Origin of the sequence: Prauserella sp. PE36, from assembly GCF_003311655.1 — a bacterium.
Lineage (GTDB): Bacteria > Actinomycetota > Actinomycetes > Mycobacteriales > Pseudonocardiaceae > Prauserella_A > Prauserella_A endophytica.
The window spans coordinates 85,186-99,070 of record NZ_QEQT01000107.1; the positions used below are offsets into that span (position 1 = coordinate 85,186).

Annotated in this window: 14 protein-coding genes; 6 read left to right on the plus strand and 8 right to left on the minus strand. The window is 70.8% G+C overall.

The genetic code is table 11. The features are described 5' to 3' along the window. Nucleotides 1-184: 184 nt before the first annotated feature. From DI005_RS34680 to DI005_RS34695, 4 genes are all read right to left on the minus strand, one after another. Nucleotides 185-985, minus strand: a complete 801-nt coding sequence (locus DI005_RS34680; RefSeq protein ID WP_113644888.1) for a TIGR02569 family protein — start codon at nucleotides 983-985, stop codon at nucleotides 185-187. A 294-nt stretch (nucleotides 986-1,279) separates the two neighbouring features. Next, nucleotides 1,280-2,458 carry an adenylyltransferase/sulfurtransferase MoeZ gene (gene moeZ, locus DI005_RS34685; RefSeq protein ID WP_112276206.1) on the minus strand — a complete coding sequence of 393 codons (1,179 nt, stop codon included), beginning with the start codon at nucleotides 2,456-2,458 and terminating at the stop codon, nucleotides 1,280-1,282. 99 nt (nucleotides 2,459-2,557) lie between these two features. Then, on the minus strand, nucleotides 2,558-3,670 hold the full coding sequence (locus DI005_RS34690; protein WP_112276038.1) for a DUF3152 domain-containing protein: 1,113 nt from the start codon (nucleotides 3,668-3,670) through the stop codon (nucleotides 2,558-2,560). 90 nt (nucleotides 3,671-3,760) lie between these two features. After that, nucleotides 3,761-4,765: an alpha/beta fold hydrolase gene (locus DI005_RS34695; protein ID WP_113644889.1), complete on the minus strand. Its 1,005-nt coding sequence runs from the start codon at nucleotides 4,763-4,765 to the stop codon at nucleotides 3,761-3,763. An 86-nt stretch (nucleotides 4,766-4,851) separates the two neighbouring features. Here DI005_RS34695 and DI005_RS34700 point away from each other — a divergent pair, with 86 nt between their 5' ends. Beyond that, nucleotides 4,852-5,520: a TetR/AcrR family transcriptional regulator gene (locus DI005_RS34700; RefSeq protein WP_113644890.1), complete on the plus strand. Its 669-nt coding sequence runs from the start codon at nucleotides 4,852-4,854 to the stop codon at nucleotides 5,518-5,520. Between the two features lie 128 nt (nucleotides 5,521-5,648). On the opposite strand, the gene DI005_RS34705 is transcribed toward DI005_RS34700, so the two are convergent. Both DI005_RS34705 and DI005_RS34710 read right to left on the minus strand, forming a co-directional pair. Next, nucleotides 5,649-6,593 carry an alpha/beta fold hydrolase gene (locus tag DI005_RS34705; protein ID WP_233520426.1) on the minus strand — a complete coding sequence of 315 codons (945 nt, stop codon included), beginning with the start codon at nucleotides 6,591-6,593 and terminating at the stop codon, nucleotides 5,649-5,651. After that, nucleotides 6,590-7,495 (minus strand): diiron oxygenase, encoded by a 906-nt coding sequence (locus DI005_RS34710; protein WP_112276031.1) that lies wholly within the window; start codon nucleotides 7,493-7,495, stop codon nucleotides 6,590-6,592. Before DI005_RS34710 ends, DI005_RS34705 begins: the two co-directional genes overlap by 4 nt. 56 nt (nucleotides 7,496-7,551) lie before the next feature. Here DI005_RS34710 and DI005_RS34715 point away from each other — a divergent pair, with 56 nt between their 5' ends. After that, on the plus strand, nucleotides 7,552-8,313 hold the full coding sequence (locus DI005_RS34715; protein WP_369973652.1) for a TetR/AcrR family transcriptional regulator: 762 nt from the start codon (nucleotides 7,552-7,554) through the stop codon (nucleotides 8,311-8,313). Beyond that, nucleotides 8,310-8,633, plus strand: a complete 324-nt coding sequence (locus tag DI005_RS34720; RefSeq protein WP_113644891.1) for a DUF4873 domain-containing protein — start codon at nucleotides 8,310-8,312, stop codon at nucleotides 8,631-8,633. Before DI005_RS34715 ends, DI005_RS34720 begins: the two co-directional genes overlap by 4 nt. 56 nt (nucleotides 8,634-8,689) lie before the next feature. On the opposite strand, the gene DI005_RS34725 is transcribed toward DI005_RS34720, so the two are convergent. Then, entirely contained in the window at nucleotides 8,690-8,929 is a 240-nt protein-coding gene (locus tag DI005_RS34725) for a DUF3107 domain-containing protein (RefSeq protein WP_110335174.1), read from the minus strand. A 45-nt stretch (nucleotides 8,930-8,974) separates the two neighbouring features. Then, entirely contained in the window at nucleotides 8,975-9,631 is a 657-nt protein-coding gene (locus DI005_RS34730) for a ferritin-like fold-containing protein (RefSeq protein WP_112276027.1), read from the minus strand. A 406-nt stretch (nucleotides 9,632-10,037) separates the two neighbouring features. On the opposite strand from DI005_RS34730, the gene DI005_RS34735 reads away from it, so the two are divergent. Genes DI005_RS34735 through DI005_RS34745 form a run of 3 tightly spaced genes read left to right on the plus strand, consistent with a single transcriptional unit; the run spans nucleotide 10,038 to nucleotide 13,884 of the window. Next, nucleotides 10,038-11,621 carry a DEAD/DEAH box helicase gene (locus tag DI005_RS34735; RefSeq protein ID WP_369973653.1) on the plus strand — a complete coding sequence of 528 codons (1,584 nt, stop codon included), beginning with the start codon at nucleotides 10,038-10,040 and terminating at the stop codon, nucleotides 11,619-11,621. Nucleotides 11,622-11,626: 5 nt separating this feature from the next. Continuing rightward, the gene (locus DI005_RS34740) at nucleotides 11,627-13,009 is read left to right on the plus strand and encodes a hypothetical protein (RefSeq protein WP_199543479.1); all 1,383 of its coding nucleotides are present in this window, start codon (nucleotides 11,627-11,629) and stop codon (nucleotides 13,007-13,009) included. Beyond that, on the plus strand, nucleotides 13,006-13,884 hold the full coding sequence (locus DI005_RS34745) for an alpha/beta fold hydrolase (protein ID WP_113644893.1): 879 nt from the start codon (nucleotides 13,006-13,008) through the stop codon (nucleotides 13,882-13,884). The genes DI005_RS34740 and DI005_RS34745 overlap by 4 nt, the downstream gene beginning before the upstream one ends. Nucleotide 13,885 lies beyond the last annotated feature (1 nt).

Below are 13,885 nucleotides of genomic sequence, written 5' to 3' on the forward strand. Positions count from 1 at the left end.
GTAGGTAGCCCGTGTTACTTGGACGTGGCGGAATGTTTCGGCCGTGCGACATTGCCCGCCCCGGTGGTGCCCAATGCAGTGAAGGCCACCTTGCCTGCGCCCACCCGTCTCCCACCACCACCCGAACGGAGACGCTGCGTGCCGCTGTGTTGATCCAGCGCAGTGAAGGTGGCCTTCACTGCGGTCAGATGAGCTCGCTCACCTCGCTGGCCGCCGCTCGGAGGCCGTCGAGCGCGGCCGCGGTGGAGCGCGGATGCAGCGCGTTGAAGGCCAGCCGGAACAGTGCCGCGCGCAGCAGCAGCTGCGACCACTCCGGCAGGTGGGACCAGCGGCGCAGCAGCTCGCCGTCGGCACCACCCCAGGCGATGGCGTCAACGGCGGCGACGGCGGCGCCCCATTCGGCGGGGCGGAAGTACGGGACGAAGTCGACGATGCCGGGCGGGGCGTCGCCGTCGAAGAGGACGGTGCCGAACAGCTCACCGTGCACGAGCTGGTCGGGGAGTTTCACGGGACGCCGCGCGGGAGCGAGTACCTCGAACCAGCGCCCGCCCTTGGTCTCGTCGAGCTCGGCGTCCTGCTCTCCCCATGCGATGCGTTCGGCGACGGAGGCGATGTCGGTGCGGCGGGAGAGGAAGTCGGGACGCGGCAGATCCGCGACGGCGCGGTGGAGCCGAACGGCGGTGAGGACGACGTCGTCGGGGCGGTCCTCGGTGGTGCCGGTCACGTAGCGGCTGGCTGCCCAGCCGGCGATCACCCACCGGCCGTCGGTGGTCTGGAGTGGGCGGGCGATGCGAATGTCGGGGCTGTCGATGGCGGCGAAGGTGCGGGCGAGCCACACGGCATGGGCTCTGTCGCTGACCTGTCTCAGCACGATGTCGCCGCATAGCCACGCGTTGCCCTCGCCGGGAAGGCGCTCGGCGTCGTGGTGGCTGACGCCGAAAGCCGTGCGCACGTGCACAGGCGGCGGCTCACGGCTGGGGACCACAGCGTGCGACGTTACCGCGACCACACCCGGCCGGGCGTTAGCCACCCCGCGCTCGCCGCGCAACCCCGCTTTCCCGCCCCGAAGGGAGCAAGGGAGCTTTACTCCCGTTTTCCGGTAGCAAAGCTCCCTTGCTCCCGCCCGGCCAGGGGCACGAAAAAGGTGAGGGCTCCGTTCGCACCACACGAACGGAGCCCTCACCGCACCCTTGAAACGTACCCGCCAGACGCCCTCGGCGCCTCGGCGCCTCAGCTCGTCAGCACCTCGATACCCCGGCCCTCACGGGCCCGAACGCGATCAGTACGTCGGCAGGCTCTGGTCGATCTGCTTCGCCCACGCGAGCACGCCACCGCCAAGGTGCGTGGCGTCCTTGAAGCCGGCCCGGTGCAGCGCCGCCAGCGCCTCCGCCGAACGCGCACCCGACTTGCAGTGCAGCACGATCGGCTTGTCCTGCGGCAGCTCGACCAGCGCCTCGCCCGACAGGATCCGGTCCTTCGGGATCAGCTTGGCGCCCTTGATGTTGACGATCTCGTACTCGTGCGGCTCGCGGACGTCGATCAGCTCGAAGTTCTCGCCCGCGTCGAACTTGGCCTTCAGCTCGGCCGGGGTGATCGTGCTGCCCGACGCCGCCTCCTGCGCCTCGTCCGACACGACACCGCAGAACGCCTCGTAGTCGATCAGCTCAGTGATCTTCGGGGTGTCCGGGTCCTTGCGGATCTTCACCTCGCGGTACTTCATCTCGAGCGCGTCGTAGCTGATCAGCCTGCCGAGAAGCGGCTCCCCGATGCCCGTGATGAGCTTGATCGCCTCGGTCACCATGATCGAGCCGATGGACGCGCACAGCACGCCCAGCACGCCACCCTCGGCGCACGACGGCACCATTCCGGGCGGCGGCGGCTCCGGGTAGAGGTCTCGGTAGTTGAGGCCCCTGCCGTTCGGCGCGTCCTCCCAGAACACACTGACCTGGCCCTCGAACCGGAAGATCGAGCCCCACACGTACGGCTTGCCCAGCAGCACCGCGGCGTCGTTCACCAGGTACCGGGTGGCGAAGTTGTCCGTGCCGTCCAGGATCAGGTCGTAGCCGCGGAAGACGTCCAGCGCGTTGTCCGTGGTGAGCTGCTCCTGGTGCAGGATCACGTTGACGAACGGGTTGATCTCGGCCACCGACTCCTTCGCCGACTGCGCCTTCGGCTTGCCGACGTCGGACTGTCCGTGGATCACCTGGCGCTGCAAGTTCGACTCGTCGACGACGTCGAAGTCGATCACGCCGAGCGTGCCGACGCCGGCCGCGGCGAGGTACAACAGCGCCGGGCTGCCGAGACCCCCGGCGCCGATCACGAGCACCTTGGCGTTCTTCAGCCGCTTCTGCCCGTCCATCCCGACATCCGGGATGATGAGGTGCCGGCTGTACCGCGCGACCTCGTCCTTCGTGAGCTCGGCGGCCGGCTCGACGAGCGGCGGCAGCGTGCCTGACATCGGGTCCTCCATCTCGCGCGAATCGCGGTCCATCAATCTATAACCGCTAGCCGGGTCCAGGTCTTCCCCCGGTCCACATCGTGGACGTGGAGCGCGTCGTCAGCGCCCCTGCACCTGTGGGTTCGGCCACGCGTTCGGCTTGCACACCTTGCCGTCCGCGGGCACCGTGCCCTGGTCCCCGCCCGGGGTGTCGTTGAGCTGCGCGACGTAGTCGTTGGCGACGCCGAACGTCTGCTGCATCATCACGGGCGCCAGCGCGTCGTTCTGCGCGCAACCCTCGTGACCGTTGCCGAGAGCGTGCCCGACCTCGTGGTTGATGGCGTACTGCCGGTAGCCGGTCATGTCCGAGCTGAAGGCCAGCGCCCCGCGCACCCACCGGGCCAGGTTGATCACGACGCGGTCCTCGCCCTGGACATCGCGCCGGTAGCAGGAGGACTCGAACGGGATCGAGCCGCCGCAGATGTCGGGCCGGTGCGCGGTGTCGGGGGTGGTGAGGCTCACCCGGAAGTCGGGGTCGGGGTGGCTCGCGTCCACGCGCTGCAGCGAGATCTCGCCGCTGCCGGTCCAGCTCCTCGGATCGGAAAGGGTGCCCTCGACGGTGTCGGCGAAGCTGTCGTCGCCCGCGTAGCTCGACGGGTCGATGCCGTCCTCGACCTCGACGGTGTAGGTGAGCACCTCGTCGCTGGCGCCCACCGGATCGCTGGAGCCTGGCACGACGTGCCACGTGCCCGCGCCCTTCTGCGTGAAGTCGCCGCCCTCGGGCAGCTTCGCGGTGGGGATGTCGAGGTCCACGGCCTTCGCCGGGTTCTCGCTGGCCACCGGCCCCTCGGCACGGGCTCCACCGGGGTTCACCGTGTTCTCGGACGTCGAGCCGAGAGCCGTGCCCGACTCGCCGGGGTCACCCCTCGTGGTGTCGACCACCACGAGCGCGGTGATCACCAGCAGCACCGGGATCGCGTAGACCCGCCAGCCGTAGGTGGAGGTGAGCCTGCGCAGGCCCGATGGTCTGGGCGGACGCTCGTCCTCACTCTCCTCCGGCTCGGCCGTCGGCCGCCACGACGCACGTAGCGGCTCGGCCGACACCCGGCGGGCGCCCGGCCGGTAACGATCTTCCGCCGACGGCCTTGACGGGTGTCGGTACGCCGACGACGTACGGCGCGGATACTCGGCCCGCCTGCCATCCCGTCGTACGTCGTGCGTCACCCGGTCCACCGCCCCAGGGTGCCACACTCGCACGGTGAGACCCGTGCCGACCGGCCGCCGTCGACCGTTCCGGCATCACCCGATCGGCGCAACGTCCGGTCACCAGGTGCCGGCTTCGACGCTCTCCCACATGCCCAGCACGGCCCTGGCCACGGTCACCGGACGTTCCATCTGCGCGACGTGACCCGTCTTCGGCAGCACCAGCAGCCGCGCCCTGGGCATCAACTGGGCGGTACGCGCGGCGCGCCGCACGGAGATCACCTTGTCCTTGGTGCCCCACACCACGAGCGTCGGCACTTCGACCGTCGGCGCCACGGCCCACAACGACCGCTCTCCCCTGGTGAACCACGCGCGGAAGATCTCGAAAGTGCTGCGCGCCATCGCCATGTTGGCCCAGGCGAACCCCGCCCGCTTGCTGTGCTCGTCCGCGAGCTCGTCGAACCGGTGCGCGGGGAACGACTCCGGGTCGGCGAAGCACAGCCGGATCACCTGCTGGGCCCGCTCCCTTGGGCCCATCGCGGCGAGCTGCCTGCGCACCCGCCTGCCGACGAACGGCAGGTACGCGAGCGCCATGCGCGGGTCGGACAACCGCCTCGGGTCGGGCCTGCGGTCGGGCATGGCGGGCGAGATCAGCGTCAGCGTGCGCACCAGGTCAGGTCGTTTCGCCGCGAGCAGGAGCGACACCGCGCCGCCCATCGAGTTGCCGACCACGTGCACCGGCCGCGTCGAGTTCCGCTCGATGAAGTCCGCCACCACCTCGGAATGCGCCGTGAGGCTGAACGTGAACCCGTCCTTCGGCTCGGAGAACCCGAAGCCCGGCAGGTCCAGCGCGATCCCGCCGGCGTGCGGTGCGAGCAGGCCCGCGAGGTCCGTCCAGTTGGTGGACGAGCCGCCGAGCCCGTGGACGTACACCACCGTCACGTCGTCGGCACCGGGAGTCCGCCGCACGTGCAGATCGAGGTCACCTACCCTTTCCTGTTGGCCCGGCCACGGGGCCACCGTGGCGTCGAGCGGGGGTAGCGGGGTATTCGACAGCGGTACGTGCGTCAGCGGCGGCCGCTTCGCGGAGCGGGGAGCCACCTGGCGGGACAGTGTTTCCGACACCGTCCCAGGATGCCTCAAGTTCGCCGCCCTTGGCGTTCAACGCGTACCGGCGAGTAATGTGCGGTGGGAATGAAGTTGGAGGCGGGATGACTGAGACGGCGCACCCTCAATCGCAGGGGACGAGCGAGAGCACCGGATCGGCGCAGTTCGGCCGTGGTGTCCGGCTCCCTCGCACGGAGCGCCGCGCCCAGTTGCTGGCGGCGGCGCAGCAGGTCTTCGCCGCGAACGGGTACCACGCGGCGGCCATGGACGACATCGCCGAGCGCGCAGGCGTGAGCAAGCCGGTGCTGTACCAGCACTTCCCCGGCAAGCTCGACCTCTACATCGCGCTGCTGGAGAGCCACGTCGACAGCCTGGTCAAGGCCGTGCAGGACGCCCTGTCCTCCACCACCGACAACAAGCAGCGGGTGAAGAACGCCGTGGGCGCCTTCTTCGACTTCGTCAACGGCGACGCCGGGGCGTTCCGCATGGTGTTCGAATCGGATTTGCGGGGCGAGCCCGCCGTGCAGGAGGCCGTGGACAGGGCCACCTCGGCCAGCGTCGACGCGATCACCGAGACGATCACCGCCGACGCCGGCCTCGACGAGGAGAAGGCGCGCCTGCTGGCCGTCGGGCTGGTCGGCCTGAGCCAGGTCAGCGCGCGGTTCTGGCTGACCCACCACAGCACGATGAGCCGTGATGACGCCGTCGCGCTGACCTCGACCCTGGCCTGGCGCGGCATCGGCGCCGGCTTCCCCCTGCAGCAGCCCCAGTGACGGTCAGGACGCGCTGACCGGCACCGGCCCCTCGAGCCTGCTCAACCGCGCGAAGCGCGTCCGCAGGGATACCGGGTGACGGGTGGGCGTCTCCTCGCGAGGACAGCGCCGACGTGGTGAGTGGGCATTCAGGAGGCGATCCCGGAGCGAGGAGGAGCCATGGGTTCCGCCACCCGCACCAGCCCGCCCAGCTGCACGGCCACCTCGTGCGCTCGTTCCTGGGGCAGCATGTGGCCCGCCCCCGGGTACAGCCGCAGCCTCGCCCCCGGCAGCTCGTCGGCGATCGCCCGCGCGTGCGAGACGGGGCAGAGCCGGTCGGCGTCCCCCGCCAGCACCACGGCGCGTGTCGTCCGCAGCGCAGCGAGCGCCACCCTGCGATCGTGCAGCGAGATGGCGTTCTGGAAACCGCCGATGCTCGCCGGGTGGGCGCACAACAGCTGGTCGACCACGGACGCCACGTCCTGCCTGCGCGGCCTGCGCCCGAACACGAGCCAGCGGGCTCCAGCCCTCGCCGCACCGGGCCGCAGCGGCAAGGCGTCTTTGCGGTAGGCCAGCAGCAGCTGGGCGAGTCGCCGCTCCGCCTTGGCCGCGCCCGCCCCGGCCACACCCGGCAGCCCGAGGGTGATGCGGTCCATGTTGCCGCAGGACGTCGCCACGAACGCTGCTCCGTCCACGCGCTCGGCCACCAGCGCGGGATGCCGGTCGGCGAGCGCCATGATCGTCATCCCGCCCATCGAGTGCCCGGCGAGCACGAGCCTGCCCTCGGGCACCCGCTCGGCGAGGAGCTCGGCGAGGTCGTCGGCCAGCTGGTCGATCGTCGCCGTCCCGGGCCTCGCCGGCGCCGACCGGCCGTGCCCGCGCAGGTCGTACCGCAGCACGCGGAGGCCGGACGGCAGCTCGTCAACCACCCGGTCCCACGTGCGAAGGTCCTGCGTCCAGCCGTGGACCAGCACGAGCGTCACCGCCGAGTCCGAGGGCCCGCTCAGCTCGACGTGCAGGCGCGTGCCGTCGCTCGTGACGAACTCGCCGCGCTTCGCCCGCACGGTGTCCAGCGCAGAACGGGCCGCGGTCACCGGTCGTTCACCAGGAACGAGCGGCGCCACCAGCGCATCCCCGGTGCGCCGACGAGACCGGCCTCCTCGAGGAACGGCATGATCCGCTCGCCCGCGTAGTGGATCGTCTGCTGCCAGTGCGGGTTGTTCATCGCGGCGTGGTAGCCGTCCCGGGGCCGGATGCCGACGGCCTTGTAGACGGCGGGGTTCACGAGGCTGCGCGTGATCTCGTGGGACACCAGGGCGATCAGCAGCCGCTGGTAGGCCAGCTCGGACTTCGAGAGCTTGGCCATGCCGCGCGTGACCTCCTCGCGCGCGAACGTGACGTGCCGCGCCTCCTCGAGGACGTGGATGCGGTTGACCATGCGCACGAGGGGCTGGATGTCGGGGTCGTTCATCTGCTCGCGCTGCAGGCGGTCGAGGATCTCCTCGGCGACCAGGATCGAGCCGTAGAGAGCGGGGCCGTAGCCGATGACGGGCAGGATCTTGCCCAGCCTGCGGCGCCACTTCACCGGGCCGTACGGCGGGCAGCCGATGCGCTCGGCCATGCGGGCGAACATCGTGGAGTGCCTGCACTCGTCGGCGACCTCGGTGAGCGCGTACTGCGCGTGGTTGCTCGTCGGGTCGGCGTCGTATACCTCCTTGAGCAGCATCTGCATCAGCAGGATCTCGAACCACAGGCCGTTGGTGGCCACGCTGGCGATCTCATGCTTGCCCAGCTCGATGCGCTGCTCCGGTGTCAGCTGCTCCCACAGCTCGGTGCCGTACAGGGTCGAGCGGTGTTCCGGGATGTAGCGCTTGCCCTCGACCAGCGGCGCGTCCCAGTCGATGTCGACCTCGGGGTCGTAGAACTTGTTCGCCGACGACTTGAGCAGCCGTTCGGCGGTCTTCTCACGGCCAGCGTCGCCCAGGGTCCGCGTCATCGCCGACACCACCTTCCCCTTGTATGTAACCTCGGGTAACAGTTACTTTTGGTAGCATGAGCCGCATGGCCGACCGTGTCAAGCGCGACAGCAAGCAGAAGGCCCCGAGCAGCCCGGGAGACGCCCGCCGTGACCGGTGGCGCAAACACCGCATCGCCCGGCGCGCCGAGTTCGTCGAGGCCGCGCTCAAGGCGCTCGACGAACACGGCCCCGAGCTCGGCATGGAGGACGTCGCCGCGGCCGCCGGCGTCACCAAGCCCGTGCTCTACCGGCACTTCGAGGACAAGGCCGACCTCTACGTCGCGCTGGGTCAGCGCGGCACCGAGCTGCTGTTCGAGCGACTGATGCCGGCGATCAACGCCGAGCTCGCGCCGGTGCCCCGCATCCGCATGGCGCTCAACGCGTTCTTCACGGTGATCGAGGAGCACCCGAACCTCTACCGCCTGCTCGCCCGCAACTCGTTCGCCGACAAGCCCGTGGACGCCGACGTGGTCGCCGAGGACAAGGAAGTGATCGCGACGGCGCTGACGGCCCTGCTCGGCGACTACATGCGGATGTTCAACATGGATTCCGGCGCCGCGGAGCCGTGGGCCTACGGCATCGTCGGCATGGTGCAGAACACCGGAGAGTGGTGGCTGGACAAGCGGACCATGAGCCGCGACAGCGTCGTGGAGTACCTGACGCAGATCATCTGGGCGGCCATCGACGGCCTGTCCCGCCAGCACGGCGTGACGATCGACCCCGACCAGCCGCTCGAGGCGAACAAGGTCGTGAAGCTGGCGCACGTGCGCACCGAGAAGACGGGAGAGGGATCGTGAGCGAGCACCACCACGAAGAGGACGGTTACACCGGACCCGCGAAGCTGCTGGTCGAGGAGGCCGAGCTCGACATCGAGGTGGAGCTGCGCGGCCACTTCCAGCCGATCGACGGCTACTACCACTGGTACGGCCGCGTGAAGGTGAACGAGCGGCTCTCCGCGCTCGCGGGCGGCAAGAAGAAGAAGGTGGAGATCCGCACCCCGGAAGGCACGGCGCAGGGCGAGATCTCCGACCCCGACCCGTGGGGCCGCTACCGGATCATGGGCACCAGCACGCCCCCGTTCACGGTGCCCACCACGCTCGAGGCGATCAACGGCTGAAAAACGACGCGGGCCGGGGCCGTGCGGCTCGTGCACGGCCCCGGCCCGCGAGTGCGTCAGGAGCCGACGGCGAAGCCGACCTTGCGGACGTCCGACGGCGCGATCTCGACATAGGCGATCCGGTCCGACGGAACCAGGTACTTGCGGCCCTTGTCGTCCGTCAGGCGGAACAGGCCGTTAGCGGCACTGTCGGCACCCAGCGCGTCGGCAACCAGCTTCTCGACCTCTTCGGCCGACTGGCCGCTGGACACCACGAGCTCCCGTGGGGTGTCCTTGATGCCGATCTTGACCTCCACGTGCAACCTCCGCCTGGGTTCATGCCGGTTCGTTCACCGTCAAGGCTAGCCGAGACCGAGCACCTGCATCCGCTTGGTGTGACCCTGCTGCAGCCGCCGGAACAGCGCCGCGATGCCGGAGAGATCGCCGGAGCCCGCGACGATGAGCTCGGCGAGCCCGTCGCGCTCGGCCACGATGTACTGGGCCTGCGTCAACGCCTCGCCCAGCAACCTGCGGCCCCACAGCGCGAGCCGGTCGCGCTGCTTGGCGTCGGCCATGATGCCCGCGGCGACTTCGCGCTCGGCGAACGCGGAGTGGCCCGTGTCGGCCAGCACCGTCAGCACGAGCTTGCGGGTCTCCTCGTCGAGCACCTGGGAGAGCTCGCGGTAGAGGTCGGCGGCGAGGTTGTCGACGACGTACGCCTTGACCAGCGACTCCAGCCACGACCTCGGCGACGTGGAGTTCTGGAAGGCGTCGATGTGCCGCATGAAGGGCTTCATCGCGTCCTCGATGTCCACGCCGTGGTCGCTGAGGTGCCGTTCGAGCATCTCGTAGTGGCCGATCTCGGCAGCGGCCATCGACGCCAGCGCGGCGCGCCCGGCCAGCGTGGGGGCCGTCCTCGCGTCCTCGGCCAGCCGGTCGAACGCGGACAGCTCGCTGTACGCGAGCACCCCCAGCAGGTCGGCGACCCCTGGGGCGATCTGTGCCTTCGCCTCACTCACAGTGTCACCGTAGTGGGGAAACTCGTCCCCGTAACCGGGGAGACCAACAACACGTGACACATTGCGAGCACGGTCACCGACTGAGCAGGTAGACAAGGTACACTTCGGACTGATAGTGAAGTTGTCACTTCATCGTGTGCCGCCGCACGTCGGTGAATACACAGTGTGCGTGCACGCCTCGAGCGGTGTTCCCACGCAGGACGCGTTTCGCGTGACCAACCGCGAAGCGGACCGCAATCCGCGTGGTCGAGTGCCGCGTAATGCCTGGCCGTGCGCGCTGGTATGAGAGAGGCGATCGACAATCGACCAGAACACCAGTCCAAGTACAGACCCCGTCCAGCTCGAACACAGTGAGAGCGGCCTGCCCGCGACCGACACGTCGCACCCGCTGCAGGCCGATGCCCCGGTGAAGCCGGAGTCCCCGACCTTCGCCGAGTTCGGCGTCCGCCCGGAGATCGTCTCGGCGCTCCAGTCGGCCGGAATCGAGCGGACCTTCGCCATCCAGGCGCTGACCCTCCCGCTCGCCCTCGCGGGCGACGACCTCATCGGCCAGGCCCGTACCGGCATGGGCAAGACCCTCGGCTTCGGCGTCCCGCTGCTCCAGCGGCTCGAGCTGCCCGGTGACGGCACGCCGCAGGCGCTCGTCGTGGTCCCCACCCGCGAGCTGTGCCTGCAGGTCACCCACGACCTGACCGACGCGGGCAAGAACCTCGGCATCCGCATCGCGTCCATCTACGGTGGCCGTCCGTACGAGCCGCAGATCGCGACGCTGCGCAAGGGCGTCGACGTGGTCGTCGGCACCCCCGGCCGCCTCCTCGACCTCGCCGAGCAGCGGCACCTCGTGCTCGGCAAGGTCCGCGCGCTCGTGCTGGACGAGGCCGACGAGATGCTCGACCTCGGCTTCCTGCCCGACATCGAGCGGATCCTGCGGATGGTGCCGGAGAAGCGGCAGACGATGCTCTTCTCGGCCACCATGCCCGGCCCGATCATCACGCTGGCCAGGACGTTCCTCAACCAGCCGACTCACATCCGGGCAGAGGAGAACGACGCGGGCGCCGTGCACGAGCGCACCACGCAGTTCGCCTACCGGGCCCACTCGCTCGACAAGATCGAGCTCATCGCCAAGGTGCTCCAGGCGAAGGACCGCGGCCTGACGATGATCTTCGCGCGCACCAAGCGCACCGCGCAGAAGGTGGCCGACGACCTGGCCGAGCGGGGCTTCGCCGCCGCGGCCGTGCACGGTGACCTTGGCCAGGGCGCCAGGGAGCAGGCGCTGCGCGCCTTCCGCTCCGGCAAGGTGGACGTGCTGGTGGCCACCGACGTCGCGGCCAGGGGCATCGACGTCGACGACGTCACCCACGTGATCAACTACCAGACGCCGGAGGACGAGAAGACCTACGTCCACCGCATCGGCCGCACCGGCCGGGCGGGCAAGACGGGCGTCGCGATCACGCTGGTGGACTGGGACGAGATCCCGCGCTGGAAGCTGATCTCCGACGAGCTGAACCTCGACATGCCAGAGCCGGTGGAGACCTACTCCACTTCCGAGCACCTGTTCACCGACCTCGAGATCCCCGAGGACGCGACCGGTCGGCTCCCGCTGGCCAAGCGCACCCGCGCAGGTCTCGCAGCCGAGGAAGAGGAGGACTTCGGCGGCAAGCGCAGGGGACGTTCCTCCGGCACCGCCTCCTCCCGGCGGTCCAGCAGGTCGCGCCGTCGCACGCGGGGCGGCAGGGACGTCGCGGGCGAGGCGAAGTCCGAGGGCGAGTCCGCCGAGTCCGGCGAGGCGGCCGCGGGGACCGAGAACGGCCGCTCCCGCAGCCGGCGCCGCACGCGCGGCGGCGGTTCGAAGCCGGCGGGCGAGTCGCCCTCGAGCAACGAGAAGGCCGACGCGGCCACCGGCGAGGGGGCCGAGCGTCCCGCGCGCCGCCGCCGCAGGCGCAGGGCCGGGGTGCCCAACGCGGCCGAGACGTCGGCGGGGGCAGACTAAGGCACGTGAACACCTCCTCCGGGCGGCATCGCAGGCACGACGACCGCGAACGGCACGACGCGGATCCGCCCGTGCTCCCGCCCGGCACGGAGGACGTGCTCACACCGGCCACGGAGCACCGCGCCGACGAGGCGGACGCCGCACCGGGCAGGTCCCGGCACGCGGCGCTGCCCCGTGTCCGGCCGTCGCCGTGGAACCGCAGGCGGGACCGGGTGGCCGCGGCGCTGATCACGGTGGTCGTGCTGGTCGCCGGTGTTCTCGTCTGGGCGTTCAGCGATCAGCGGGCCACCAGCCACGAGCTGGCCGATCCGCCGGCGGCACTGCCGCCCGCACCCCCTTCGGTGCCCGCGTCCCTGCAGGAGATCTGGCAGGCCGAGAGCCCGGCGACGCCGGTGCCCGTCAGCGAAGGCTCATCGGTGGTCACCGGCTCCGGAGGCGAGGTCGCCGGCCGCGACCCGCTGACCGGTGAGGTGCGCTGGCGGTATGCGCGCGACCTGGAGTTGTGCACGGTCGCGGGCGCCTGGTCGAGGGCGCTCGCCGTCTATCACAAGGACACCGGCTGCAGCGAGGTCACGCAGCTCGACCCCGCCACCGGCAGGCGCACCGCACAGCGCAACGGCGACGCCGAGCTGAACACCCGGCTCGTCAGCGACGGCGGGCACGTCACGACCACGGGCGAGCGCCTGCTCAACACGTGGCGAAACGACCTGGTGAAGAGCCTGGAGTACGGCGAGGTGTTCCCGAAGGTCAACCCCGGCAAGCAGCCAAGGGAGGGCTGCACGTACGGCACGGTCGCGGCGAACGCGGGCGAGGTCGGCGTGATCGAGGACTGCCCCGGCGAACGGGGCGCGCGCCTCACCGTGCTCAAGGCCGCCGGCGAGGAGGCCGACGAGCCCGAGGAGGTGTTCAGCACGGTGTTGTCCGACTCCTCCGCGTGGCTGGTGGCGATGTCCGGCGACACCATCGCGGTCGCGCTCCCCCAACGCCGTCAGCTGGTGCTCTACGGGTCCAAGGGCGAGCAACTGGCGGCGTACCCGCTCGACGTGCCCGCCGCCGATCTGCGGCACGCGCCGGAGGGCGGGGTGACGCCGACCGCCAAGGGCACCGACAACATCTACTGGTTCACGGGTTCGAGCACCGTGGCCCTCTCGCGCAAGGACCTCACGCCGCGGTGGACCCTCGACGGCACGCACGGTCCCGGCGGCATGTTCGCGGGCCAGTACGTGGTGCCGATCGAGGGCGGGCTCGCGGTCGTCGACGAGGGCACCGGCGCCACCGTGCGCACGGTGGGCGTCGACCGGCACGGCTACCGGGGGCAGGTGCAGCTCGCCTCGGCGGGCCCGGTGTTGCTGGAGCAGCGTGGCGGCACCGTGGTGGCGCTGCGATGACGGCCGCCTTCTCACAGCTGTCGCCGCACGGCGCTAGCCGGACGTCGCTGGCGGGCCGGTACGGACCCGTGGCGGCGCTGTCCGGGCCGCGTCCCGCCGAACCGCTGGCCACCGTGCTGCTGCTGCCGGGCTACACGGGTTCGAAGGAGGACTTCGCGCCGCTCCTCGACGGCATCGCCGAGGGCGGTCTCCATCCCGTCGCGATCGACCTGCCGGGCCAGTACGAGTCGCCTGGCCCGGACGACGAGTCGCGCTACCTGCCGCTGGCGCTGGGCGAGGCGGTGGCCGAGCTGATCACGGGGCTCAGCGGCGACGGCCTCCCTGTGCTGCTGCTCGGGCACTCCTACGGCGGCCTGGTTGCCCGTGGTGCGGTGCTGTGCGGTGCGCCGGTCGCCGGGCTGACGCTGCTGGGCAGCGGTCCGGACCGGTTGCCGCCCGGCGCGCGGCTCAGCGCGCTGGACGTGGGCGAGCCACTTCTGCGAGGCCACGGCGTCGAGGCCGCCTACGCGGTCCGCGAGCAGGTGAGCGCGCGGGCGCCGGCCTGGCTCGCCATGGCCGAGGAGCTGAGGGCGTTCCTGCGGACGCGGTTCGTCTCGTCGAGCACGGCGGGTCTGCTCGGCATGGCGGCGGGCCTGCGGTCGGAGCCGGACCGGGTGGAGGAGCTCGCCGCGGCGCTGCGGGACCGCGGTGCTCTGGGCCTGGTGGTGGCCGGTGAGCACGACGACGCGTGGAGCGTGGAGCAGCAGAAGGACATGGCTCGGCGGCTGGAGGTGCCGTTCGCGGTGGTCGAGCGCGCCGCGCACTCGCCGAACACCGAGAACCCGCCGGGATTGCTGGAGATCCTGGTGCCGGAGTGGCGATCCTGGCTCCGGTGAG